Here is a 343-nt window from a genome sequence, read left to right as displayed (position 1 = left end):
ATTTAAAAATTTCCTTGTTTTTTTACTTCAATTTCCTAAAAATTCTTTTTTTAAGTTTCATTTTTTAAACTTTTTTTCGTTTCAATCATTTAGATTTTTAACTGACTTCTAATATATTAAAATCTTCCTGTGAAATTTTTATCAATTGTCATTTTAAAAAGAAGATTATTTCCCCATATCCCTGATATTCTTTGGGGCATATTCGTCCATGTTGTCATATTTGTATTCCTTGCCGAGCCAGTCAATTCGATTCGTTTCAACAGCGAATCCCATTTTTAAACTTTTTGGGACATCGATAAGACGTTGATTTTTTGAACCTCTGAAAGATAGTTCCAAAGACCGC

The sequence above is a fragment of the Bacteroides sp. Phil13 genome, assembly GCF_001940965.1.
GTDB classification, from domain to species: Bacteria; Bacteroidota; Bacteroidia; order Bacteroidales; family Bacteroidaceae; genus Bacteroides; species Bacteroides intestinalis.
The sequence above is the reverse complement of the archived record's forward strand: the minus strand, read 5'-3'. Positions refer to the sequence as shown.